This window comes from Hyphococcus sp. (assembly GCF_965267305.1).
Classification (GTDB): domain Bacteria; phylum Pseudomonadota; class Alphaproteobacteria; order Caulobacterales; family Parvularculaceae; genus Hyphococcus.
This window is the reverse complement of record NZ_OZ253945.1, coordinates 1,523,424-1,545,138: the sequence shown is the minus strand read 5'-3', so window position 1 is coordinate 1,545,138 and position 21,715 is coordinate 1,523,424. Positions and strand designations below refer to the sequence as shown.

General features: G+C 62.0%; 21 protein-coding genes and 2 pseudogenes. 17 read left to right on the top strand and 6 right to left on the bottom strand.

What is annotated here, in order from left to right:
- Nucleotides 1-463 precede the first annotated feature (463 nt).
- Together ACQY5P_RS07285 and ACQY5P_RS07280 are read left to right on the top strand one after the other, a co-directional pair.
- Nucleotides 464-1,030, top strand: a complete 567-nt coding sequence (locus ACQY5P_RS07285; RefSeq protein WP_428410074.1) for an ECF-type sigma factor — start codon at nt 464-466, stop codon at nt 1,028-1,030.
- Nucleotides 1,017-3,398 (top strand): protein kinase domain-containing protein, encoded by a 2,382-nt coding sequence (locus ACQY5P_RS07280; protein ID WP_428410073.1) that lies wholly within the window; start codon nt 1,017-1,019, stop codon nt 3,396-3,398. The genes ACQY5P_RS07285 and ACQY5P_RS07280 overlap by 14 nt, the downstream gene beginning before the upstream one ends.
- A gap of 91 nt (nt 3,399-3,489) precedes the next feature.
- On the opposite strand, the gene ACQY5P_RS07275 is transcribed toward ACQY5P_RS07280, so the two are convergent.
- Complete coding sequence (locus ACQY5P_RS07275) at nt 3,490-4,209, bottom strand: glutathione binding-like protein (protein ID WP_428410072.1); 720 nt, start codon at nt 4,207-4,209, stop codon at nt 3,490-3,492.
- 97 nt (nt 4,210-4,306) lie between these two features.
- Here ACQY5P_RS07275 and ACQY5P_RS07270 point away from each other — a divergent pair, with 97 nt between their 5' ends.
- The 13 genes and pseudogenes from ACQY5P_RS07270 (at nt 4,307) to ACQY5P_RS07210 (ending at nt 13,579) form a co-directional block, all read left to right on the top strand.
- Entirely contained in the window at nt 4,307-4,795 is a 489-nt protein-coding gene (locus tag ACQY5P_RS07270; protein WP_428410071.1) for a MarR family winged helix-turn-helix transcriptional regulator, read from the top strand.
- Between the two features lie 179 nt (nt 4,796-4,974).
- A complete protein-coding gene (locus ACQY5P_RS07265) occupies nt 4,975-5,469 on the top strand; it encodes a Na+/H+ antiporter subunit E (protein ID WP_428410070.1) in 495 nt (164 codons plus the stop codon).
- Complete coding sequence (locus tag ACQY5P_RS07260; RefSeq protein WP_428410069.1) at nt 5,469-5,735, top strand: monovalent cation/H+ antiporter complex subunit F; 267 nt, start codon at nt 5,469-5,471, stop codon at nt 5,733-5,735. The genes ACQY5P_RS07265 and ACQY5P_RS07260 overlap by 1 nt, the downstream gene beginning before the upstream one ends.
- Nucleotides 5,732-6,097 carry a monovalent cation/H(+) antiporter subunit G gene (gene mnhG / locus ACQY5P_RS07255; RefSeq protein WP_428410068.1) on the top strand — a complete coding sequence of 122 codons (366 nt, stop codon included), beginning with the start codon at nt 5,732-5,734 and terminating at the stop codon, nt 6,095-6,097. The genes ACQY5P_RS07260 and mnhG overlap by 4 nt, the downstream gene beginning before the upstream one ends.
- A complete protein-coding gene (locus ACQY5P_RS07250; RefSeq protein ID WP_428410067.1) occupies nt 6,094-6,711 on the top strand; it encodes a DUF4040 domain-containing protein in 618 nt (205 codons plus the stop codon). The genes mnhG and ACQY5P_RS07250 overlap by 4 nt, the downstream gene beginning before the upstream one ends.
- Entirely contained in the window at nt 6,711-7,151 is a 441-nt protein-coding gene (locus ACQY5P_RS07245) for a Na(+)/H(+) antiporter subunit B (protein WP_428410066.1), read from the top strand. Before ACQY5P_RS07250 ends, ACQY5P_RS07245 begins: the two co-directional genes overlap by 1 nt.
- Before the next feature lie 3 nt (nt 7,152-7,154).
- Nucleotides 7,155-7,313, top strand: a pseudogene (locus ACQY5P_RS07240) (NADH-quinone oxidoreductase subunit K); the annotation flags it as partial.
- Nucleotides 7,314-7,739: 426 nt separating this feature from the next.
- Nucleotides 7,740-8,012, top strand: a pseudogene (locus tag ACQY5P_RS07235) (sodium:proton antiporter); the annotation flags it as partial.
- A complete protein-coding gene (locus ACQY5P_RS07230) occupies nt 8,009-9,514 on the top strand; it encodes a monovalent cation/H+ antiporter subunit D family protein (protein WP_428410065.1) in 1,506 nt (501 codons plus the stop codon). The pseudogene ACQY5P_RS07235 and the gene ACQY5P_RS07230, both read left to right, overlap by 4 nt.
- Complete coding sequence (locus tag ACQY5P_RS07225; protein ID WP_428410064.1) at nt 9,515-11,035, top strand: proton-conducting transporter membrane subunit; 1,521 nt, start codon at nt 9,515-9,517, stop codon at nt 11,033-11,035.
- Nucleotides 11,035-11,310, top strand: a complete 276-nt coding sequence (locus tag ACQY5P_RS07220; protein WP_428410063.1) for a hypothetical protein — start codon at nt 11,035-11,037, stop codon at nt 11,308-11,310. Before ACQY5P_RS07225 ends, ACQY5P_RS07220 begins: the two co-directional genes overlap by 1 nt.
- Nucleotides 11,311-13,038 (top strand): Na(+)/H(+) antiporter subunit D, encoded by a 1,728-nt coding sequence (locus ACQY5P_RS07215; protein ID WP_428410062.1) that lies wholly within the window; start codon nt 11,311-11,313, stop codon nt 13,036-13,038.
- A gap of 142 nt (nt 13,039-13,180) precedes the next feature.
- Nucleotides 13,181-13,579, top strand: coding sequence for a helix-turn-helix domain-containing protein (locus ACQY5P_RS07210; RefSeq protein ID WP_428410061.1), 399 nt, complete (start codon nt 13,181-13,183; stop codon nt 13,577-13,579).
- Here the strand turns inward: ACQY5P_RS07210 and ACQY5P_RS07205 are convergent.
- On the bottom strand, nt 13,567-13,977 hold the full coding sequence (locus ACQY5P_RS07205; RefSeq protein WP_428410060.1) for a SufE family protein: 411 nt from the start codon (nt 13,975-13,977) through the stop codon (nt 13,567-13,569). The two genes, ACQY5P_RS07210 and ACQY5P_RS07205, sit on opposite strands and share 13 nt — an antisense overlap.
- 143 nt (nt 13,978-14,120) lie before the next feature.
- Between ACQY5P_RS07205 and ACQY5P_RS07200 the strand changes: the two genes are divergently transcribed.
- Nucleotides 14,121-14,741, top strand: a complete 621-nt coding sequence (locus ACQY5P_RS07200; protein WP_428410059.1) for a hypothetical protein — start codon at nt 14,121-14,123, stop codon at nt 14,739-14,741.
- Here ACQY5P_RS07200 and ACQY5P_RS07195 read toward each other — a convergent pair.
- The 4 genes from ACQY5P_RS07195 to ACQY5P_RS07180 all read right to left on the bottom strand — a co-directional run bounded on the left by ACQY5P_RS07195 (nt 14,738) and on the right by ACQY5P_RS07180 (nt 20,046).
- Nucleotides 14,738-16,531 (bottom strand): glycoside hydrolase family 15 protein, encoded by a 1,794-nt coding sequence (locus ACQY5P_RS07195; protein ID WP_428410058.1) that lies wholly within the window; start codon nt 16,529-16,531, stop codon nt 14,738-14,740. The genes ACQY5P_RS07200 and ACQY5P_RS07195 overlap by 4 nt on opposite strands.
- Nucleotides 16,528-17,250, bottom strand: coding sequence for a trehalose-phosphatase (otsB, locus tag ACQY5P_RS07190; protein WP_428410057.1), 723 nt, complete (start codon nt 17,248-17,250; stop codon nt 16,528-16,530). The genes ACQY5P_RS07195 and otsB overlap by 4 nt, the downstream gene beginning before the upstream one ends.
- A gap of 46 nt (nt 17,251-17,296) precedes the next feature.
- Nucleotides 17,297-18,670, bottom strand: coding sequence for an alpha,alpha-trehalose-phosphate synthase (UDP-forming) (locus ACQY5P_RS07185; protein WP_428410638.1), 1,374 nt, complete (start codon nt 18,668-18,670; stop codon nt 17,297-17,299).
- Between the two features lie 407 nt (nt 18,671-19,077).
- Nucleotides 19,078-20,046 (bottom strand): hypothetical protein, encoded by a 969-nt coding sequence (locus tag ACQY5P_RS07180; protein WP_428410056.1) that lies wholly within the window; start codon nt 20,044-20,046, stop codon nt 19,078-19,080.
- 357 nt (nt 20,047-20,403) lie between these two features.
- Between ACQY5P_RS07180 and ACQY5P_RS07175 the strand changes: the two genes are divergently transcribed.
- The gene (locus ACQY5P_RS07175) at nt 20,404-21,654 is read left to right on the top strand and encodes a PAS domain-containing sensor histidine kinase (RefSeq protein ID WP_428410055.1); all 1,251 of its coding nucleotides are present in this window, start codon (nt 20,404-20,406) and stop codon (nt 21,652-21,654) included.
- Nucleotides 21,655-21,715: the final 61 nt, after the last annotated feature.

Here is a 21,715-nt window from a genome sequence, read left to right as displayed (position 1 = left end):
TTAGGGCGTGGGCCGCCGCGCCGCCAGCCTCTGTGCTGGCCGTACTACCTGGGGAATCTGCTAAAAAAGAACGCGCCTGACTTGCGGTCAGGCGCGTTCTGTCCCTCCAGTCTCTCCCATACTCTCGGGACAAGCCAACGGCCGGGGACTACGGAGGCCGCTGACGATGAAATCCTGCTCTATTCCGCGCGCTGTTCCCGGTGGCGCAGCAAGGCGAGCGCCCCGCCGCGGGCGGCGTCGCCCCCCAACGGCCGCCGCCCGCTGGCGGGACATGCGCATCCCCACGAAACAGCCAAACTGGCCAGGGACTTGCACATCTCCCCCTATGCTAATTAAGCGCATTTGGTCCGGAAAACGGGTCACACCGCATTGAAAAAAAATCTTTTTGCACTGCAAGGGGATCATTCGGGCACTGATTTGTGTTTAAGATCAGCATCGTAGCGTTCGAGGGGACTCTCTCCCATTGACCAAGGGGCCTGAAGACATCGTGTCGCTTCTGGCGGCGAGCCGGAAAGGCGACGACGCCGCCCGTGCGCGCCTCGACGAGGCCGTCTATGGCGAGCTTTCCGCCATTGCTTCGGCATTGTTGCGGCGCGAAGGGCGGGCGATCTCCATGGCGACCCATGATCTTGTCAACGAGGCGGCGCTGCGGCTTCTCCAGTCGGCGGAAGCGCCGCCCGAAGAGCGGGCGCATTTCTTCGCCCTCTCGGCGCGGATCATGCGCAATGTTCTTATCGACGCCGCGCGGAAGCGGGCGGCGGAAAAGCGCCGCAAGATTACCGTTACGCTGAATACGGAGCATGGCGCGCCCCAGAACAATCCCATGGAGCTTGTGGCGCTCGAATCGGCGCTGATGCGCTTGAAGGCTATCGATCCGGATCGTGCGGAAATCGTGGTGTTGCGCTATTACGGCGGCATGACCACGGAGGACATTGCGCTGTTGCTCGACACGTCGGAATCGACCGTCAAAAGGTCCTGGCGCGCGGCCTGCGCCTGGCTGAAAGAGGCGATGGAAAATGACGGGCTCTGACGACCGGCTCGAAGCGGCGGCGCTGCGTCTCTTTGAAGACGCGCTCGATCAGCCGTCGGAAGAACGCGAACAGTGGATCATGGACCAGACGGCAAGCGATCCCGCGCTGCGCAAGCGCGTCATGTCGCTTTTGTGGGCCGACGAGACTGACGACAGCTCGCTCGTCACCGGCGGCGCGCTCGACTGGTTCCGGGACGAAGAAGACCGCAGTCCCCGAAAAGTTGGACAGTATCGCGTCGTGCGGCTTCTCGGCCGCGGCGGCATGGGCGCGGTCTGGCTCGGCGAACGCGCCGCGGGCGATTTCGATCACCGCGTCGCCATCAAGGTGGTGCGCGGGGTCGCGCGCTCGGCGAAACTCGCCGAACGCTTGCGTTACGAACGCCAGACGCTGGCGGCGCTTCAGCACCCGAACATCGCGCAGCTTTTCGACGGCGGTGAAACCGAAGACGGCGAACCGTATTTCATCATGGAATATGTGGATGGCGCGCCGCTCGGCGATTGGCTCGAAAAGAAGCCAGACAAGAAAGAGCGGCTGCGTATTTTCCGCGATGTCTGCAGGGCGGTGGAATACGCCCATCAACAACTGATCGTGCATCGCGATCTTTCCCCCGCGAACATCCTCATCACCGAAGACGGCCGGGTGAAGCTGATCGACTTTGGCATTTCGCGCTCTTTCGGCGATTCGGCGGCCGGCCCGCAGATGACCATGACCAAAGGTTTCGCCGCGCCAGAGCGGATGAAAGGCGAACCGGCGACGACCTTGAGCGACATTTATTCGCTCGGCGTCATTTTGAAGAACATGCTCGACGCCGCGCCGGTGCTGAAAGACGCCGATCTTTCCGCGATTGCGGAAAAAGCGTCGGCCGTAGAGCCCGAAGAGCGCTATCAATCGGTGACCGCCATCCTTGCCGATCTCGACCGTTACGAGGCGGGCCGCGCCGTGGAGGCGAAGGGAACGCGCGGGCTTTACGTTGTCGGCAAATTCATCCGCAGACGTCGCTTTGCGGTGGGGGCTTCCGCGCTGGGAATGATTGGCGTCATCGCCGCGCTTGTGGTCACTTCGATGCTCTATGCCCGCGCCGAGGCCGAGCGGCGCGAGGCCGATGCGCGCTTCCAGCAGGTGAGGGAGCTGGCGAATTTCATGCTGTTCGATCTTTACGACCAGCTTGAAGCGATCCCCGGCACCACAAAGGCGCTTTCAGGCATCGCCGACAAATCACGCGCCTATCTTGACGCCCTGAAAGACAACAGACGCGCCTCGACCGCGCTGAAACTCGAAACCGCCCTCGGCTACAAACGTCTTGGCGACGTCACCGGCAACCCTATCGGCGCCAATCTCGGCAGGCGCGAGGAGGCGGGCGAGCATCTTGCGACAGCGATTGCAGAGCTAGAAGCGTTGCACGCGGAAGACCCTTACGATCCCGACATCGCCCGCGCGCTGGCCGAAAGCTCCTTTTCTATGGCGGTCTATCAGTTCATCGCCATCGACGACAATGAAGCGGCCATCGCCCATGCCCAGCGCGCCGAAGAACTCTATGCCGGGGTCATCGCTGCCGGCCACGGAACGGACAAGGATGAAATGGCGCGTATCGAAGCTTTATCCCAATCGGGCAAGCCGCTCGTCTGGAAGGGGGAGGGCGAGGAAAGCGTCGCCGTCATCAAAAAAGCGCGCGACGCGGCGGAAAAATTCCTTGCCGATCATCCCGATAACGCTTCCGCAAAATCACTGGCGGCGTCTACGAACACGGCGCTCGCCGAAACCATGATGCGCCATTTCGACATGCAGGAGAGCGGGGACTATACAATCTGCCTTCAATATATTGACCGCGCCATCGATCTCTACAAAGAGCTCGACGCCGCGGATCCTGACGACATGACGGCGCGGCGCAACATTATCGCCGCTTATTTCAAGCGCGCCCTTATTGTCTACGGTCTTGAAGATGATGAAACCGCCCTTGCCGACTTGATTGAGGCTGAGCGCCTCGCGGTTGATTTTCTCGCGCAGGACCCGGACGATCTGGGGATTAAGCGTATTCTCACGCCTGTTCAGGAACAAAAAGCGATGACGCTGGCCTATCTCGGCCGACATGACGAAGCGGTTAAAATCGGCGAGAAAATGATCAGTGACAAAAAAGAGCTCCTCGCCGGTGAACCTGACAACCCGGCCCGGCTGCGCGAAGTGACTGCGGCGCTTTATACGCTGGGCGAGATTTATCTCGTGGCGGAGCGGACGCCTCAGGCCTGCGCGGCGTTTACCCAGTCGCGGGAGGGATATCTGCGTCTGGAAAAGGATTTCACCCTGTCCGACTTCGACCGCGAAACCGGATTGGAGCGGTTGGAAGAGCTGTTGGAGAATTGCCCTGCTTAAGACGCGGGGCCGCCCGTCCACGTCGAACCGCAAGGGCCGGAAGGATATGACCTCGCGGAGCGGAAAGAAGGGAACGGTGGGGTGGTCGGTTTTAGCGATCCTTGGCTTCTCTTGACGTTGATTTCTGGATGCGGCCGAAGAGAATTTCGCGTTCCTCATCGCTCATGGGTTTGGCGCCGGCGGCGTAAGGGTCTTCGACGCCTTCATAAGCGCGGAGGACGGCGGGGCGTTTGCTGATGGTTTCAAACCAGCGGTTGAGATCAGGAAAGTCTGAAAGATTTTGGCCCAGCCCTGCATGGGGAACGACCCAGGGATAGGCGGCCATGTCAGCGACGGAATACTCGCCGCAGATGAAGTCGCGGCCTTGCAACCTTTTGTCGAGGACGCTGTATAGCCGGGCCGTTTCCTTCGTGTACCGATCAATCGCGTAAGCGATCTTGTCTGCCGCATGGGCGCGGAAATGCCCCGCCTGTCCCGCCATGGGGCCGAGGCCCGCGGCCTGCCACATGAGCCATTGCTTCACTTCAAGCTGCGCGCGCGCCGCCTTCGGAAAAAACAACCCTGTCTTCTCGCCGAGATAGGCGAGCATGGCGCAGGATTCGAATAGCGCGATCGGCGCGCCGCCATCAACCGGCGCGTGATCGACAAGCGCGGGAATCTTGTTGTTGGGAGAGATCGCGAGAAAATCGGGCTTGAACTGCTCGCCCTTGCCGAGACGCACAGGAACGATCCGATGCTCGATCCCCGTCTCCTCCATGAAGATCTTCAGCTTCAGTCCATTGGGCGTCGCCGCGTAATAAATGTCGATCATGTCGCAATCCAAAAATATCTTGACATCAAGATAAATCAAAATATCTTGATGTCAAGATAATTATCGGCGCTGGCGCGAAGGTGAGGAGAGGCCTTTCATGCACGATCATGTGGATTTGCTGGTGCGCCAGTGGGCGGAGGAAATGCCGGACATGGATACGGCCGGCATGGAGATTTTCGGGAGGGCCCGGCGCATCTCGCGAAAAGTGTCGGAGGAAATTGTCCCGCTGCTGAAAGCTTACGGCATCGATGGCGGGCAGTTTTATGTGCTGACGGCGCTGCGCCGCGCAGGCGAGCCTTATGAATTGCGCCCCACCGAAATCTACCAGACGCTGATGATTTCTTCGGGCGGACTGACGAACAGGCTTTCGCGGCTCGAGGCGGCGGGCCTCATCCGCCGGCGCGCCTCAAAAGAAGATGCGCGCTCAATGACCGTGCAGCTCACGGCGAAAGGCCGAAAGCTGGTGGAACAGGCGATCCGCGAAGACATGGCGCGCGAGGCGGAGCTTCTCAAAGGGCTGACGGGCGAGGAAAAGAAAACCCTCGCCAATCTCCTGCGCAAGCTTTCCCTGTCGGTCGGGGCGTGACGGACTGGCCCGGAAAGTCGCTGATTCTCTCCGTCAAGCCGTTGATTTCTCCGATAAATCTGCGACATTTCCGCGTCCGCCGCCCGGGGACGACGATTCCGCCTGTCCCGGGCTTTCCTTTGTATGCAGCGCTGGTTTAAGGAAGCGCGGGTTTTTTTGAGGTTCCTCAAAGAGGGCTGATGGGGCGATTTATCATCCTCGTTCTGGCGCTGGCCGCGCTCTGGCTGCTTTTGTCGGGCTATTTCGACAAGGCGCTGTTGCTCGGCTTCGGCGTCGTCTCGGTCCTCTTTTCCGCCTGGCTCGCCAAACGCGCCGGGGTTCTCGACGATGACAGCGTTCCCATGAGCCTGATGCCGCGCATTCTCGGCTATTGGCTCTGGCTCGGCGGCGAGATCGGCAAGGCGAACCTTATCGTCATGCGCCAAGCGCTCAGCGTCGAGCCGAAGCTTTCGCCCAAATTCTTCACTGTGCCCTGTCCGCCGAAAAGCTCCGTTGGAAAGGCGACTTTTGCCAATTCCATCACGCTGACGCCGGGCACGGTGGCGGTGGATCTGCGCGAGAATGAAATCCTCGTCCATGGGCTCACCGAAGAGCTCTGCGACGTCGCCGCGATCACTGATATGGGCGAACGGGTCGCGAAAGCCGAACGGATAAAGGCGGGAGGCGCATCGTAATGTTCGCCGCCGTGATCGCCGCCGTGATCGCCGCCATGGTCTTGACCCTGGTGCGCGCCTTTGCGGGGCCCTCGCTTTACGACCGCATCCTTGCGGGCAACTCCTTCGGCACCAAGACGGTGCTTCTCATCGGGCTGATGGGATTCGTCACGGGGCGGCCCGATTTCCTCGACATTGCGCTGCTTTATGCGCTCATCAATTTCGCCTCGACCATTGCGATCCTGCGGTTCTTCTCCTACCGCCGCTCGCGGGAGGAGTTGGCGTGATCGAAGCCATTGGCAACGTCTGGTCCGAGCTTGAACTCGCCCGCGATATCTTGAGCTGGGCCTGCTTCATTTTCGGCGGGCTCGCGGTGATTTCCGGTTCGCTCGGTCTTATCCGTTTTCCTGATTTCTACACGCGCCTTCATGCAGCGGGCGTCACCGATACCGGCGGCGCGGAAATGATCCTGATCGGCATGCTGTTGCAGTCGCCGACCTGGATCGTCGCAGTGAAGCTTTTCTTTATCGGCGCGTTTTTGTTTCTCACCTCGCCCGTCGCGACCCACGCCATCGCCCATTCCGCCTGGATGGTTGGCTTCAAGCCGCTTGAAGGTCCGGAGCTGAAATATCGGGAGACAAGCGAATGAGCGGCTATTCGCCGACCCTGTCGCCGGTCTTCCTCATAGATCTGGCGCTTCTAACCATGCTCATCATGGTGGCGACCGCGATGCTGAAATCGCGGCATCTTTTCGCTGTCGTCATGCTGTCGGGGATTTATTCGCTGCTTTCCGCGGCGTTTTTCGTCTCCCTCGATGCTGTGGACGTCGCCTTCACCGAAGCGGCGGTGGGCGCAGGCATTTCAACGGTGCTGATGCTCGGCGGGATGCTGCTCACCGCGCGGCGCGAAAAGCCGAAACGGCCGGGCCGAGCGCCGGTGGCGCTCGCGGCTGTCATCGCGACAGGCGCGGCGCTTTTCTATGCGACGATCGACATGCCGGCTTTCGGCGACGCGCAGGCCCCGGCGAACAACTATATCGGCCAGCAATATGTGGAGCGCACGGCGTCGGAAATTCCCATGCCGAACATCGTGACCGCGGTTTTGGCGAGCTATCGCGGCTTCGACACCATGGGCGAGACCATGGTGATCTTCACCGCCGGCGTCGCGGTGATGCTGCTTCTCGGCATCGGCTCCGTGCGCGGCGGCCGCGACGTGAAGGATACGGGCAACGGGGTCGCCAGAAACAAAGCGGAGGGTGAATAATGGATCATCTCATTCTCCGCGTGACCTCGAAACTTCTCTTCGCGCCGATCATTCTCTTCGCGCTCTATGTCCAGTTTCACGGCGACTACGGTCCGGGCGGCGGCTTTCAGGCGGGCGTCATTTTCGCCGTCGCCTTCATCCTGCACGCCTTCTGCTTCGGGCTTGAGGAAACCAAGAAAGTCTTGCCGCAAAAGGCGCTGACCATCATCATGGTCGTCGGCTTCCTGTTTTATGCGGGCACCGGTCTCGCCACCATGCTGCTCGGCGCCAACCTGCTTTCCTATGACGCTCTGGTTCCGGCCTCGACCCATCATGCGGGCCAGCATTACGGCATCATTCTCGTCGAATGGGGCGTGGGGACGGCGGTCGCCTCCACCATGCTGACGATCTTTTATCACTTTACGGGCCGCGAGCCGGACATCGATCAGGAAGACTGGTAGAGGATGGACTGGGTCGACTTCATCCTTGCGCGGTATAATTACTGGATCTTCATCCTGTTGATGATGGTCGGTCTTTACACCGTCTTTGCGCGCGGCAATCTGGTGAAGAAGATCGTCGGGCTCAATATCTTCCAGACCTCCGTCTTCATCTATTACATTTCCATCGGCAAGATTTTTGGCGGCACGGCGCCGATCTATATGGGCGATGAGCTCGACGCCGCGGCGCATCATGGGCCTGACGGCGGAGAGGGGGCCGAACATGGCGAAGAGGCGGCGCATGGCGCGGAAACCGCCCATACAAGCGCCGAAGGGGCGCACTCGAAAATCGACAACACCGCGCTCGACGCTGAAGACGGTCTTAAAGAAACCCTCCATTCGAAAATCGACAATTCCGCTCTCGACCATGGCAACGACCTCAAAGAAGCGCTGAAAACTGCGCCGCAGCCTGAAGGCGCCGACTCGCTTCACACGCTGCCCGACGCCGGCGACAAGATCGCCAACACGCTCTCCCATGTGGACAAGACGCCGCCGAAAACCGGCCTTCAGTTCACGCCGGACGGGCTCACCGATGCGGCGGGCGACGCGGCCCATTCCGCCGCCGTCGCCGCGCATGGACTGGCGCATGGGGGCGCCGTTGAAGCCATTGTCTATACGAACCCGCTGCCCCATGTCCTGATCCTCACCGCCATCGTTGTCGGCGTGGCGACGACAGCGGTCGGCCTTGCGCTCGCGGTCCGTATTCGCGAAGCCTACGGCACCATCGAAGAAGACGAGCTCGAGGCGGCGGACGACATCGCCGAATTCGGCCATCAGCCCGGCGCGCCCGCGCAAGCGGCTGCTGCGGGAGGGGCGGCGTCATGAACGTCATCGCGCAGCTCCCCGTTCTGCCCATCATCATGCCGATCATGGCGGCGCCGGTCACGCTCCTCCTGCCCAAGGGCCGCGCGCCGCATTTGTGGGCCTGTCTTTTCTCGTGGCTCACCTTCGCCGCCTGCATCGCGCTGTTCCGCGAGGTCGCTGCGACAGGGCCGATCTCTTATGCGCTCGGCGACTGGGCCCCGCCTATCGGCATCGAATACCGCATCGACCTTGCGAACGCGCTTGTCCTGTTGCTGGTTTCCGGCATCGCGTCTGTGGTCTTTCCGTTCGCCTATCGCTCGGTGCAGCTCGAAGTCGACGAGCGCCAGACGCCGCTCTTTTACGGCGCGCTCCTGATCTGCATGACAGGCCTCCTCGGCGTCACCATCACCGGCGACGCGTTCAACGTCTTCGTGTTTCTTGAAATCTCGTCGCTCTCGACCTATGCGCTCATCGCCATGGGGGCGCGCCGCGACCGCCGGGCGCTCACCGCCGCGTTCAACTATCTCGTCATGGGGACGATCGGCGCGACCTTCTTCGTTATCGGTCTCGGGCTTTTGTATCAGGCGACCGGAACGCTCAACATGGCGGACCTCGCGAAACAGCTCATCGGCCAGGATAATCGCATGGTGCAGGCGGGCTTCGCCTTCATCCTTGTGGGCATGGGGCTGAAGCTCGCCATGTTCCCCATGCATTTGTGGCTACCGAACGCTTACACCTACGCGCCTTCGGCGGTGACGGCGTTTCTCGCGGCGACGGCGACCAAGGTCGCGGTCTATGTCATCATCCGGTTCTTCTTCTCGGTCTTCAATTTCGATTTTGCGTTTATCGGGGCCGCCTTCACCTATGTCCTGTTGCCGCTGGGGCTTGCGGGCATGTTCGCCGCATCCTTCGTGGCGCTTTTCCAGGAAGACGTGAAGCGCATGCTTGCTTATTCCTCGGTGGCGCAGATCGGCTACATGCTGCTGGGTCTTTCCTTCGCGACAGTCGAAGGCCTCACCGCCAGCCTCGTTCACATTTTCAATCACGCACTGATGAAAGGCGCGCTCTTCATGGCGGTCGCCTGCGTCGTGTTGCGCTCGGGCTCCCATTCGATCAAGGCCTTCGCGGGGCTTTCCAAGCGCATGCCGGTGACGACCTGGGCGTTCATCATTTCCGGCCTGTCGCTGATCGGCGTGCCGCTGACCGTCGGCTTCATCTCCAAATGGTATCTCCTGAATGCGGCGTTTGAGGCCGGCCACTGGTATGCAGGCTTCCTCATCGTCGCCTCGTCGCTCATCGCGCTCGCCTATATCGGCCGCGTCGCCGAAGTGATGCTGTTGAGAGAACCGGCTGAAGACGGCAAATTCGTGCTGCCGAAGGAAGAGGCGCCGCTCTCCATGCTGATCCCCATGTGGATTCTCGTCGCCGCGAACATCTATTTCGGCGTCCGCACCGATTTGACCGGCGACATCGCCACCCGCGCCGCCGAGGCCCTGATGATGATGGCGGGAGGGGCCCCCTAAATGTCCCTTGCAATGATTTCGCCCGCGCTCGCAATTCCTCTGGCGCTCGCGCTGCCGCTTGTCGGCTGTCTCGCGATCTGGCTCCTCGACAAAAGCCCGAACCTGCGCGAGGCGGCGACGCTGATCACCGGCGGCCTGCTGCTGGTGCTGGCGCTGATTGTTTTCGCTTCGGTGGGCGAGGGCGCGCGGCCGGGCTTTGTCCTCTTGGAAGTGATCGACGGCTTGCCCATCGCGTTTCAGGCCGAACCCTTAGGCGCGATGTTCGGCGTCATCGCCAGCGGCTTGTGGCTCGTTAATTCCGTCTATTCCATCGGCTATATGCGCGGCCATGGCGAGGAGCATCAGACGCGCTTTTTCATGTCCTTCGCGGTGGCGATTTCCGCGGCCATGGGCGTCGCCTTCGCAGCGAATTTGTTCACGCTCTTCATCTTCTATGAAGTGCTGACGCTTTCGACCTTTCCGCTGGTCACTCACTATGGCGACGAAAAAGCGCGCAAGGGCGGGCGCATCTATCTCGGCGTGCTGATGGCGACGTCCATCGGCTTGCTGCTCCCCGCCATTGTCTGGACCTACGCCATCACCGGGACGACGGAGTTTACGGAAGGCGGCATCATGGCCGCGCATGCCGAGGCTGTCGGCCCCATTGCCGGCGTCTTGCTCGGGCTTTACGCCTTCGGCATCGGCAAGGCGGCGCTGATGCCCGTCCATCCGTGGCTCCCCAACGCCATGGTGGCGCCGACTCCGGTTTCGGCGTTTCTGCACGCCGTGGCGGTGGTGAAGGCCGGCGTCTTCTCGGTGCTCAAGGTCGCCGTCTATATTTTCGGCATCGATTTCCTGCGGGAGACGGGCGCGAGCATACCCTTCATGTGGATCGCTGCGATTTCGATCCTGCTCGCCTCCGCCATCGCCATGAACCAGGACAATTTAAAAGCGCGGCTCGCCTATTCGACCGTGTCGCAGCTTTCCTATGTGACGCTCGGCGCCATGCTCGCGACTTCCATGGGCGTCATGGGCGGGGCGATGCAGATCGCGGCCCATGCGCTCGGCAAGATGACGCTCTTCATGTGCGCCGGCGCGATCTATGTGGCGCATCATAAGTCGCTGATTTCCGAAATGCGCGGGCTCGGCCGGGTGATGCCCTTTACCTTCGGCGCGTTCTTCCTCGGCGCCATCTCGATCATCGGATTGCCGCCCATGGCCGGGTCGTGGCCGAAATTCTTTTTGATGCTGGGCGCCGCCGACGCCGGACAGCTTGCGATCATCGCCGTGCTGATGGTCTCGTCGATCCTCAATGTGGTCTATCTTTTGTCGATCCCGGTGCAGGCGTTCTATCTGAAACCGGCGGAAGCCGGTGAGAAGCCGCAAGGCGCGGAAGGCGCTAGCATTCAATGGGGCGCCTTGAAAGAGGCGCCGATCCTTTGCCTTCTCCCGCCGCTCTTCACCGCCGCGGGCGCGTTCCTGCTCTTCTTCTTTGCGGACCCGCTTTACAATTATCTCTCGCCGTTGATCGGGGGGCAGTGATGTCTGATAACCACCACCACGGCGACGAAGGCTGGGCCGACAAGAAAGGCTTTCGCAACGCGTTTCTGGGCGTCCTCATCGTCGCGTCCATCGCCGCCGCCATCGCCGGTTTCGTGCCCGCCTGGCAGAAGGAGCATCCGCATTTCGAAGTCGAAGGCTGGGGCGTTTTCTTCGCGGTCTGGGGCTTTGCGGCCTTCATGTTCATCGTCCTCGCTGGCCAGCACTTGCGCAAGCTCGTGGGCCGCAAGGAAGGCTATTATGAGGAGCGCGAATAGATGACCGGCGCCCTCGATATCTTCATCAACAATCCGGCGGTCATCCTCACCGTGGGCGCGCTCATGTGTTTGGCGATCCCGCGCCATCTCGCCTCGCCGATTCTCCTCATTGCGACGGCGATCTCGGCGGTGAAGCTCTATACGCTGGGCCTCGGCAATTACGGCGCGGTGTCGCTGTTCGGCGAGACGCTGACGACCGTGCGCCTCGATCCCCTGTCGCGGATTTTCGCGGTGGTGTTTCACATCGCGGCGGCGCTCAACATCATTTACGCATGGGGCCAGCGCGACCGGGCGCAGAATTTCGCGACGCTCGCTTATCCGGCGGCGGCGCTCGGCGGCGTTCTCGCCGGCGACATGATCACGCTGTTTTTCTGGTGGGAGGTTGCGGCGATCACTTCGGTCTTCCTCGTCTGGGCGCCGGGAACCCGCGTCACTTATCTCTCGGGCATGCGTTATCTCTCGATCCAGATTCTCTCCGGCGTGTTGCTGCTCGCCGGCGTCGTCCTGATCTGGCGCGAAACGGGTTCGCTCGCTTTCGATTTCATCGGCTTGCGCGACGAAAACGGCCTGGTGAAGTTGTCGGCCCTCGTCATGTTTCTCGCCTTCGGCATCAAGTCGGCGTTTCCGCTGCTCCACAACTGGGTGCAGGACGCCTATCCGAAATCGACCATCACCGGCGCGATCATTCTCTCGATCTTTACGACCAAGCTTGCGGTCTATTCGCTGGCGCGGGCGTTTCCGGGGACCATCGAGCTTGTCTATATCGGCGCGGTGATGACGATCTTCCCGATCTTCTTCGCGCTCATCGAAAACGATCTCAGAAAAGTTCTCACCTATTCCATCAACAACCAGGTGGGGTTCATGGTGGTCGCCATCGGTTTCGGGGCGATCAACGGCGCGGCGGGCTACGCCTTCGGCAACATCATTTTCGAAGGACTGCTCTTCATGGCGCTCGGCACCGCCATGTACCGGACCGGCACCTCGAAAGCGACGGAGCTTGGCGGGCTTTACAAGACCATGCCCCTCACCATGGGGCTCTGCATCGTCGGCGCGTTGTCGATTTCCGCATTCCCGGGCACGCTCGGCTTCGTCACCAAGGGCCTCATTATCGATGCGGCGGGCGAGGCGCATATGTTCTGGATCTGGCTGGTGCTGCTCTTCGCGTCCGCGGGCGTCCTCGAACATGCGGGGATCAAGATCCCGTATTTCACCTTCTTCGCCCATGATTCAGGCAAGCGCCCGAAAGACGCGCCCATCGGCATGGCCATCGCCATGGGCGTTGCGGCGGTCCTGTGCATCGGCCTCGGCGTTTATCCGGAGCCGCTTTACGCGCTGATGCCAGACCAGGCGGCGATAGAAGGATACCATCCTTACGCCGCCTATCACGTCGTCGAGCAGTTGCAGCTTCTCCTCTGGGCGGTGCTCGCCTTCGCCGTTCTCATTCTCCTGAAATGGTACCCGGCCGAAGTTCCGTCGACCAATCTTGATACGGACTGGTTCTGGCGCGTGCCGGGACGGGCGCTTCTCGGCTGGGCGACTGGTGCGTCGCGCGCAACATGGATCGCCTTATGGGGGATTTTCTCCGGCCGCGTACAAGCATTGATGGAGCGCATTTACGCCGTGCACGGACCGGAAGGACAGATGGCGCGGTCATGGCCCATCGGCTTCATGGCCTTGTGGACCGCGATTTTACTTGCGCTTGTCCTGGTCCTGTCGTTCCTCGCCTGACGCTTTCGCTGTTGCACAAAACAAAAGCCGCCGGCACGCGCGCGTCCTAATTTGCATGCGGCGCATCCACCGCATTGCTTCCGCTTTTATTCTCTTCCGGAAAAGGCCCGTTTCTTGCGCAGGGCCGGGGATTGGAGGCGGGATGTCGAGGACAACGGATCGGTTTTCGCAGCTGGCGATAAGACTCGTCGCGCGCATGGCGAAAGAAGTCGTGTGCGAGGCGTACGGGCTGCCCCATGCGGCGTTGATGACCGCGGAAAGGCGAGGGGCCGAGCTTGCCCGCGCCCGCCAGACGGCCATGTATCTCGCTCATGTGGTCGGGCAGTTGTCGCTTTATGAAGTCGCCGCCGAGTTCAACCGCGACCGCTCCACCGTCTCGCACGCCTGCATCAATATCGAAGACAGCCGCGACAGCCCGATCCATGAAGTCCAGCTTGCTTATATGGAGCGGCTCTTGCGCGACCGCATCCGCAAGGCGGAGGCCGATGGCTTGTTCCTTCGCGGGGCGCTGGAGCGCAAACAGATGGGCTATTCGGCCTGATCTTCCGCCGCGATGTCGCGGATGCGCTTAATCATGGAATGAAGCCCGTTGGAGCGTTGCGGCGTCAGGTGACCGGTGAGATCGAACGGCGCGAGCGCCGCTTCCGGGTCGACTTCCAGCATCTCTTTGCCGCTCTTGCCGGAATAAAGCGCAATCAGCAGCGCCACGAGGCCTTTGACGATATGCGCATCTGAATCGCCCTTGAGGATGATCGCGTCGCCATCGCTTTCCGCATAGAGCCAGACCTGGCTGGCGCAGCCGCGCACCTTGTGGGCGTCGTCGCGGAACGCCTCAGGATAGGGCTCCAGAGTGCGGCCGAGATCGATGAGATATTTATAGCGGTCGTCCCACTCGTCGAGGAACGCAAAGTCGCCGGCGATGTCGTCAAAACCCGTCATGGGCGGGAGATAGGGCCTCCCGCGCTTCGCCGCAACCGGCGCCGGTCGGGTAGGGGCTTTCCCGCCGCCCGCATGGACAGCAACGGGAAATCAGCGGAATTTTTACGTTCGGCGACGATATTCGGGACAAGCCGGAAGAAATCATGAAACGCCTGGTCCTTCTTTTCATCGCCCCCCTGTTCGCCGCCTGCGCCTCGCCGCCGGTGCAGGACATGGCTGCGCCTGCGGCGCCGCACAAAGCAGCGCGCAAGGCGACGCCGCTTGCAAAGGCTCCTGTGCTGGCGGCGCCCGCGCCCACTGCGTCAATCGCGAGCGAAGAGAAAACATCTCCTCCGCCTGCGCAGGCCGCTTTGGCGGCGGCCTTGGCTTCCGTGACGGCGCAGGCGGGTGCTCTGACTGACGCGCCGGAAACGCCAGAAAATGCGGTCAGCCAATTCGCGCAGGATTTGCGCCGTGACAGCATGGCGTGGGCCATCCTCCCGGCAGGCGGGCGCGCCTATGAAGTCGAAGCTGAGCTCGTCGAGTTGAAGCAGCCTTTCGCCGGGCTCGACATGACCGTCACAGCGATCGTCGCCTACAAGGTCAAAGACGCGTCTTCCATCATTTACGAAGAAACGGTCGAAGCGGCCTATACGGCGAAAGCCGGCGAAGCCATGACCGGCGTTGAGAGACTGCGCATCGCCAGCGACGGTGCCGTCAGGAAGAATATCTCTGTTCTGCTTGAGCGGTTGGAAGCGGCGCGCCCCGCGCGGGCCGCGCGCTAAACCACATCCTCCCAGCGCGGCGACAGCCGCGCAGCGGCGTTGATGATCCCGGCCATGGAATAGGTCTGCGGGAAATTGCCCCAGAGTTCGCCTTTGGCGACATTGATGTCTTCGGAGAGGATGCCGAGCCGGTTGCGGTGAGCGAGCACGTCCTCGAACATGGCGCGCGCTTCGTCCGTGCGGCCGATGCGGGCGAGGGCGTCGATATGCCAGAAGGTGCAGGCGGTGAAGGCCGTCTGCGGTTTGCCGAAATCGTCCGCCGCGCGGTAGCGGTAGACGTGATAACCCTCGCGCAGTTCGGCGTCGATCTTTTCGACAGTCGCAACATAGCGCGGATCCATGGCGTCGATGAAGCCGATCTCCGCCATCAACAGAACCGAGGCGTCGAGATCGTCGCCGCCGAATGCGCCAGTAAACGCGCCGCGCTTTTCGTTCCAGGCTTCTTTCAGGATAACCGCGCGCATGGCGTCGGCGCGCCCGCGCCAATAGGCGGCGCGGTCGTCGCGGCCGAGATGATCGGCGATGCGCGAAAGCCGGTCGCAGGCGGCCCAGCACATCATCGCCGAAGACGTATGCACATTGGCGCGGCCGCGATATTCCCAGATGCCGGCGTCTGGCGTATTGTAAACGGCCCAGGCGCGCTCGCCGACGAGTTCGAACTGTTCGAATTCAAGCTCGCCCGCCTTTGCGAAGAGCCGTTCGTCGAAAAACGCCTGGCTGGCGCCAAGCACCACATGGCCGTAAACATCGTGCTGGATGTGTTCGGCGGCCTGGTTGCCGAAGCGCACCGGGCCCATGCCGCGATAGCCTTTGAGGTCCGGCGCGATCTCTTCGCGCAAATCTTCTTCGAGCGAAATCCCGTAGACCGGCTGGATGTGCCCGCCTTTGGTATGCGCGACGGTGTTGCGGAGATAGGCGAGGTAATGTTCGAGCGTGCCGACCGCGGCGAGGCGGTTCAAGGCGTTCACCGTGAAATAGGCGTCGCGCAGCCAGCAATAACGGTAATCCCAATTGCGTTCCGAGCCGCCATGTTCGGGAATGGATGTGGTCAGCGCCGCGACAATGCCGCCGGTTTCTTCGTAAACGCAAAGCTTCAGCGTGATCGCCGCGCGGATCACCGCTTCCTGCCAGACCGGCGGCGCGGCGAGACGCCGGGCCCAGGCGCGCCAGCCTTCATTGGTCCGCGTTTCCCATTCGGCGGCGATCACCGCCGGATTGTCGGAAAGCGATTCGTCCGGGCCCAGAATGAAATTGATCTCGCGGTCGAGCACGAATTCACGCTCGGCGATGATGTAGGAGACGGGCGCATCGGTGGTGACGCGAAAGCCCGCATGATCGTTCTTGTAACGGATATGCGAAACGCCGCGAACCGGCTCGATGTTCGTGGCCCCGCGGTCCGATTGCGCTTTTAGCGATACGGAGATTTTCGGCATGCCGGCGAGCGGGCGGATGCGGCGCACGATGGAAGCAGGACGGAACGTGCGGCCCTTGTCGAAAAACCGCGGCGCGAAATCGGTGATGGCGACCGCCGATCCGTCATCGGCTTCGAGAATGGTTTCAATGACGGCGCTGTTTTTTAAATAGCGCTGACGCGCGCGGCACTGGCCCGCAAGCTGAACCGAAAATGCGCCGCCTCCACCCACCAGCGCGTTGAACACCGGCTCGCCGTCGAGACGCGGCAGGCACATCCAGACGACGCTGGCGTCTTCGTCGATCAGCGCGGCGATCGTGCCGTTGCCGATAATGCCGAGTTCGAGATTGGGCTTTGGAGATTTTTTGTCTTGCGTCATTGCGCCGCCGCCTCCAGCCATCGCCATACCGCCGCTGGGTCTTCGATCCCGTACGCCGCTTTGCTTTCGCCCGGTCCGACCTTGACGCCGTAGCCGCCGGCGGAAATCGCCTCCGCCATGGCGTCTTCGTCGGTCGCGTCGTCGCCGGCCATGACCGGCGTCAGGCCGGCGAAGGGCCGCCTTTCAAGAAACCGCGTCAGCGTAATGCCCTTGTTCGCGTGCGCCGGTTTTGCTTCGAGCACCATTTTTCCCGGCTGGAGGATATAGCCGTCGGCGCCGGCGATGACTTTTTCCATGGCGGCTTTCAAAGCGGAACCGGCCTCGGGCGCTGCGCGGTAATGAAGGGCGAGGACTTCGCCTTTCAGCTCAAGCCGCGCGCCCTCGACGCCAGCCGCGATCATGGTCAGCGCGTCCACAAGCGCGGGCGGCGCCGCGTTGGCGAAGTCTTCGGGCGCTTCGCCTGGCGCGCAGACCTCAAGCCCGTGGCCGCCTGCGCGCCATAAATCTTCCGGAACGCGTTTTGCGAGATCGCGAATGTCGCGCCCGCTCAAAATCGCAAGCGCGCCGCCGAGTTTCGCCGACAGCGCGCGTAAAATTTCTGCGCCGCCTTTGGGCAGGAAAACGGCGTCCGGGTCTGAGGCGATGGGTGCGAGGGTGCCGTCGAAATCGAGAAACAGCGCGGCGCCGGGCGCGGGCAAGGGGGGAGAAGGAAGCATCATAAGCGGCAGGAGACTATGAAAATGTAAGCAAAAGACCAACAGCCGCCTAATTCACGCCGCCGGGCGAGAGATCTTTCAGAAACTGCTCGCGCCACCAGCCGATATCCTGCTCCCGGATCACCTTTTCGAGCCGCCGCCAGCGGTTCTGGCGCTCTTCGAGGGACATGTTGAGCGCGGCGTGGATCGCCTCGGCGACATTGTCCGTATCGTGAGGATTGACGATGAGCGCGGCCTGAAGCTGTTCTGCAGCGCCCGCGAATTCGGAGAGGATGAGGACGCCCGGATCCTCCTCGTCCTGCGCCATGACGAATTCCTTGCAGACGAGGTTCATGCCGTCACGCAAGGGCGTCACAAGTCCGACGCGCGCGATGCGGAAAAGCCCGGCAAGCTCCTCACGCTGGTAGGAGCGGGCGAGATAGCGCAAGGGGATCCAGTCGAGATCGCCATAATCGCCATTGATGCGGCCGGCCAGTTGGTCAAGTTCGACCCGGAGTTCCTGATACTCCTCCACTTTCGAGCGGGAGGGCGGGGTGATCTGGGTCACCGAGACTTTTCCGCGCGTGTCGGGGAAATTGTCGAAGAGGCGCCCGACTGCTTCGAACCGTTCGGGCAGGCCCTTGGAGTAATCCATGCGGTCGACGCCGATGACGAATTCGCGCCCGCCGAGAAAGCGGCCGATGCGTTCCGCGGCTTCATCCGCAAGTTCGCTGTGTGCGGCCGCGTGAAAGCCTTCGGCGTCGATGCCGATAGGATAGGCTTTCACCGTGGTGGTGCGGTCGAACACCTTGACGTGGCCGTCGCCGAGGTCTTCTGCGCCACAATCGTCGATCAGATATTGCACGAAATTGTAGCGGTCGCGCTCCGCCTGAAAGCCGATGACGTCATAGGCGCAAAGCGCGCGCGCGATCCAGTGATGTTCGGGAAGCGCGCGGAAGACTTCCGGCGCCGGAAACGGAATATGCAGGAAGAAGCCTGTCGGCCCTGCCCATCCCGCGTGACGCAACGCGTCTGCCATGAGCATGAAGTGATAATCATGCACCCACACGATATCGCCGTCCTGAAGGCGCGGCGCGATCTGGCGCGCGAAACGCTGATTGACGGCGGCGTAGGTGGTGAAGGCGTCGCGATTGAACCAGGCGAGATCGATCCGGTAGTGAAAAACCGGCCAGATCACGCGGTTGGCGTAATTCAGATAATAACCGTCATGTTCTTCCTGGGTCAGGTCCGTCAGCAGGAACTCGACCCCGTCATCGTAATGCCCATGCAGCACGCGATGTTCGTTCTCGGTGATGTCCCCGCTCCAGCCGAACCAGACGCCGCCCGTGGCTTTCAGCGATTCCCAAACGGCGACGGCGAGTCCGCCCGCGCGGGCCTTGGGGTCCACGGCGGTGCGGTTCGAGATGGCGATGAGGCGGCCCATGTCTTTCAAGCTATGTCTTTCAACCCATGTCTTTTCACTTTGGGGTGCGGCGTTCAACTTAACGCGCCACACAGGCGAAAGTTCGTTTGCACTGCACAATAGGTGATTTGTCCGGAGATGGCAAAAATGCGGGATGTTGAGCGTCAAAAGGAGTTTATGCGGAAATTCGGTCCTCCCTCTCCCCCTTGGGGGAGAGGGCTGGGGTGAGGGGGATCTATCCGCGCGCGCTTCGCTTTCGTCTCAGCGAGCAGCATTTAATTGAATCATATAGAGCGATGCACTGCGGGACGAATGCTGCGCACCCTCACCCCAAACCCCTCTCCCTCAAGGGAGAGGGGCTTAAGAAAAAGGCCGCGCATGAAGCGCGGCCTTTAAATGTTGACCAGCGACGATTCGCCGTCTGACGTTTAGCTCGATCCGGCGCCGGCGACCCAGCCGGTGCAGGTGGCGACGTCTTTGAGGCCGTGTTCGCCGAGGCAGAACGCTTCTTCATAGGGCGTGCGCGTCGCGGCGATGCACTGATCGAGCGTCAGCTTCGCCATGGAAAGGCAGCGCTCGGATTTGGTGTTCTGCGCATAGACCTCGACGATTTTCGGGTTCAGCGAGTTCGTCGAATAGCGCGCGGCGAGATTGAGAATGCGGTCGATCACGACTTCCGCATTTTTCTCGGTCATCTTGCCTTCGTCGGCGCCGGCGCCCCAGTCGGCGGCCCATTGTCCGCGGGCGCTTGCAAGCGCGGGGGCGAGAACGCCGTTGTTTTCGGCGCGGACGAGAACCGGCGCCGCCGGCGCGCCGCGCGAGCGGCCATAGGTCGCCGCTTCGTCGAGGCGCGTCTGGCTCGGCGAAATCTTCGCCTTGCCCCAGCTGGTTTTCTGGAGGGCGTAGGCCTGCGTCTTGTAGGCTTCGCCCAGTTCAGTGATGCGCGCGCCGTCCTGCACGGTCATGGCGAGCACGGCTTTGACGGCGTCATCGGCGCCGGGCAGCTTGCGCAGATAAGCGGGGTCCTGCGCCACGGCGGACATCAGGCCGTCAATGCCGCCAAGCTCGCCCTTGCGCTTATTCGGCTTCTTGTCGAGCTCTTTTTCGAGAGCCTCGGCGAAACCCGGCTGATCGGCGGCGACCAGCGCCGCATAGGCGACCCAGCCCGAAGAGAGGGCGGCGGAATCATGGGCGGCGAGGCGGCGATGGGCCTCGCGCGTCACTTCCGCATTGTTGAACGGCATCGCCTCAAGGGCGGCGACGTCCTCGCGGAACTGGATGTAGCTGGCGGCCTGGCGCTCAAGGGCGTTGTCCTTCGGCTGGGCCAGCGATTCGGCGGAAACGGTGGTGGCGGCGAGACCCGCGGCGAGCCCTGCAAGGGCCAGATGAGGGCGCAACGCCCTCCGCCGGGCGCGTTCAATACCCCGCAACCCGTTACTGATACGCGACATAGAGCAGTTCTCCCAAATGACGGTCTTGTAAGACGGCCGCCACGTTATCGCCCCAAAATTTAAGACAGCGCTCATCATCCTAGCTGAATTATTATCAAATTCGACAGGTCTCACCCGCATAATTCAAATTTTAATCTCTTCCTTACCGGCGGCGGCTGGCGAGGCCCTAAACTCCAGGAGTTTCGCGGTTTTTTCGATTTATCATTTGTTAACGCCAGCTGACGCATGGTGAAGGGGCGTTAACGAATCGAGGCGCCGGCAAGGCCTGCGTTCCCGGTTCTGGAAGAACGGATCCGAAACGTCATGGCGTTCAGCCTATCAGCCTTCTTCAACCCCGCCCGCAAGGCCCCGCAATGGCGTTCGAGCGCTCGCGACGCCGTGCTGGCGGTCGCCGGGGATGGGGAAATTCTGGCCGCCACCGGCGGCGCGGAGGCGCTGATCGGGGCTGAGGGCGGGCTTTGCGGCCGGTCGCTGCTCGATTTCGCCGCCCGCGAGGACCGGGCGGCCCTGAAGGAAACCCTTTCCCGGATCAGCGACCCGGCGATCGAGCCGGGGGATGCAACCCTCTCCGTGCGCCTTGCCGGGCCCGGCAGGTCGGGCCAGTTCGCCGATCTTTCGTTTCAGCGCGACGGCGGGCGGATCAACGTCCTGCTGCGTGATCGCAGTCCAGCCCGAGTCCCGGGGCAGGAACGGGCTGCGCCCGTCCCCCACGCATCAACAGTCCAGACGCCTGCGTCCAAGGCGCCGGGCGTCTCGCCGCAGCTCCTCGCCGATCTCGGCCATGAGCTGAAAACGCCCTTGAATGCGATTCTCGGTTTCGCCGACGCCATGAAAGAGGAGTCCTTCGGACCGCTCGGCCATGACAAATATCGGGAATATGTTCGGGACATAAAATCCTCAGGCGCCCATCTCGCCGACCTCATCGCTTCGCTCCTCGATCAGGCGAAGCTCGACGCCGGGCGCTACAAGCTGGCGCCTGCGCTTGCCGAACCGGGCGCGATCGCCCGCGAATGCGCCGCGATGGTGCGCGGCGAGGCGGAAAAGGCGGGCCTCGCCTTGGAAGTCGATATTGCGCCAGGCCTTTCCGAAACCATGCTCGATGCGCGCGCGGTGAAGCAGATCCTCATCAATCTTCTCACCAATGCAGTGAAGTTCACTGCAGCAGGCGAGATCACCCTCAAAGTGAGCGAAAAAGACCGTGTGCTGACGTTTGACGTCCTCGACACCGGCGTCGGCATGAGTCAGATGGCGCTGGCGCGTCTCGGCGAGCGCTTCACGGGCCTCCATAAAAGCGGCGTGCGCGGAACGCCCGGCGCCGGGCTCGGCTTGTCGCTTGCGTTCTCGCTCGCCAAACTTCACGGCGGCGCCCTAGAGCTCGCTTCCGCGCCGGGCGAGGGGACGAAAGCCAGCCTGCGTCTGCCTGTGGCGAAAACCTTGAACGACATGGCGGGGGCGGGTCTTGACGTCTCCGGCGACATCCAGAGCCAGCTCGACCGCGTCGCCCAGTTCCGGCGCGAGCGCGTCGCCGCCAAAGACGGCCGCAGCGCCGCCTGACAGTAACCCTCTGTTAAGTCTTGTCTTGAGTTATGCCCGCCCGCGTTTCTTCCTTCGCGCG